This is a genomic window from Kocuria sp., from assembly GCF_030536815.1.
Classification (GTDB): domain Bacteria; phylum Actinomycetota; class Actinomycetes; order Actinomycetales; family Micrococcaceae; genus Kocuria; species Kocuria gwangalliensis.
On record NZ_JAUNPE010000327.1, the window covers coordinates 1 to 1637 of the forward strand.

The 1637-nt window shown below is 63.1% G+C and carries 1 protein-coding gene; it reads right to left on the reverse strand.

The genetic code is table 11. From position 1 onward, the window contains the following. Positions 1-116: 116 nt before the first annotated feature. Positions 117-1604, reverse strand: coding sequence for an amino acid permease (locus Q4E95_RS13665; RefSeq protein ID WP_303383814.1), 1488 nt, complete (start codon positions 1602-1604; stop codon positions 117-119). Positions 1605-1637 lie beyond the last annotated feature (33 nt).

The following is a 1637-nucleotide window of genomic DNA, read 5'->3' on the forward strand; positions in this document are numbered from 1 at the left end:
GGACGTCCAGGACGGGTGCGCCCTCGGGGATGTCGTCAATGGATGCGGACGGCAGGTTGTTCACGTTGTCCATGGTTCCTCCGGATTCAGAAGCGGAAATTTGGTCCGCTCCCACTTTAACGCTGCTGTTGGTCCAGCGGCTCTTCTTCGTGTGCCGCGGCCGGGCCGAGGTCGGGCAGACCGTTCTTGGCCACGTGGCGTTCGGACACGCCGTAACCAATGGTCGTGCCCACCACGAGCACCACGCCCGCGAGCAGGCTGTAGTACCAGTGCGGGTTATTGAAGTCGAACATGATGTACAGCGTCACGGCTATCAGGAACACCAGGCAGACGTAGTTGGTGACCGGGGCGCCGGGCATCCGGAAGTTGACCGCGTGAGCCTCGCCGCGGGCCACCTTGCGACGGTAACCCAGGTGGGAGACGAAGATGGAGATCCAGCCGAAGAGGATGAACACGGCACACGCGCTCAATACGACCTCGAACGCGGAAGCGGCCCCCAACGCGTAAATCAGGACAATACCCAGCAGGTAGAAGCCCAGCAGGCAGATGAGCGCGCCGGAAGGTACACCGCGCTTGGACACGGTGGCCGTGATCCGGGGCGCTTGACTGTGGGCGGCCAGGTTACGGAGCAGACGGACGGACGCGTAAAGGGTCGCGTTCACGCCGGAAATGGCTGCGGTGAGAACCACGAAGTTCATGACACCGGCGAGCGCGGGAATGTTCAGTGAGCCGAGGGCGGTCACGAAGGGTGATTCGTTGCCGGAATACTGCTCGGTGGGCAACAGCATGGACAGCACCAAGATGGAGCCGATGTAGAACAGCGCAAGACGCAGCACCACGGAGTTGATGGCTCGCGGCATGGAGCGCTCGGGGTCCTTGGCCTCACCGGCGGAGACACCCACGATCTCGATCGCGGAAAAGGAGAAGACCACACCGGACATCACGATCACCAGGGCGAGCGCGCCGCCGGGGGCAAAGCCCTGCGACCACAGGTTGGTCACCGAGGCCACGGTGGGGGCGTTGAAGATGTCGCCGGCCACCACCAGAATGACACCCGCAACCAGGAACAACAGGATGGCGAGCACCTTGATCATGGCGGCCCAGGTCTCGATGAAGCCGTACAGCTTGACGCTGAGGAGGTTACAACCGACTATCACGAGCGCCGCTACCAGTGACGGGATCCATCCGGGGATCTCGGGCCACCAGAACTGGACGTACACGGCGAGCGCTGCGATCTCGCCCACGCCGGCCACCGCGGACAGCACCACGTAGCTCCAGCCGGTCATGTACGCGAACCGGTTGGACACGAACTCGCGCGCGTAGGAGACCCACGCGCCGGTGGTCGGGCGGTAAATGACCATTTCACCCAGTGCCCGCATCAGCAGGTACACCACCACGGAAACGACCAGGTAGGACAGCACCAAGGCGGGGCCGGCGGTCGCCAGACGTTGCCCGATGCCGAGGAACAACCCCACACCAATGGCGCCACCAATGGCGATCATTTGGATTTGGAAATGCCCCAGTGACTTCTTGTACCCCTCGTCACCCCGGTCTTCGTACGTTGGCATGGGCCCCGTGGCGGGCTCCTTCGGATCGAAGGCCATGAGCTTCTCCTGTTCGTGGGGTTACCCGTCATA

Excerpts from the sequence above, each read along its gene's own strand:
- Q4E95_RS13665 (WP_303383814.1), bottom strand. The coding sequence starts at position 1,604 with ATGGCCTTCGATCCGAAGGAGCCCGCCACGGGGCCCATGCCAACGTAC.